1 protein-coding gene is annotated in these 469 nt (G+C 53.7%); it reads right to left on the bottom strand.

Going from position 1 to position 469, the window contains the following annotated elements; all coding sequences use genetic code 11:
• Positions 1–57 precede the first annotated feature (57 nt).
• The coding region (locus AC1RPN_RS08360; protein WP_481763739.1) for a hypothetical protein at positions 58–469 on the bottom strand (412 nt) is incomplete at its 5' end.

The following is a 469-nucleotide window of genomic DNA, read 5'->3' as shown; positions in this document are numbered from 1 at the left end:
ATGGTGTTGCCTGCACCAACGAATGTGCCAGCTCCAGCACCGCATATCGAATCTTGTTCATGCTTGTTCTCCGCACCAGTTTTCGAGCATCCACTCGGCCCACGCGATGCGGGATTCAAGAACACCGGGCAACGAATCGATGTAGCCAGAGTAGGGAGCGTCTCCCACCGTGCCCTCGTATTCAGGAAGCGCACCCTGCGCCACGAGCCATGTCGTGTACGAGTGGTGCCCGTCCAACAATTCGCGAATGCGATGCTTCAGAGCCAAAGACTGTTGGTAATACGTGCGCTTCACTTCACGATCAGAAAATGGGCGCATTTCATCCAACGTTTTCTCAATGCCGTTGCAGATGTATAGGGTTCGACCCAAGCGCAATTTCGCGATTGCGCCACGCAACAGTTCACGACGAATTTCGATGGTGCTCGTGCTCATCATTTCTCCTTTATCCTGCGTCAGACCGCAGTTTAGC

It is taken from the genome of Dellaglioa sp. CoH-57-MRSF-20 (genome assembly GCF_056781955.1).
The sequence above is the reverse complement of the archived record's forward strand: the minus strand, read 5'-3'. Positions and strand labels throughout refer to the sequence as shown.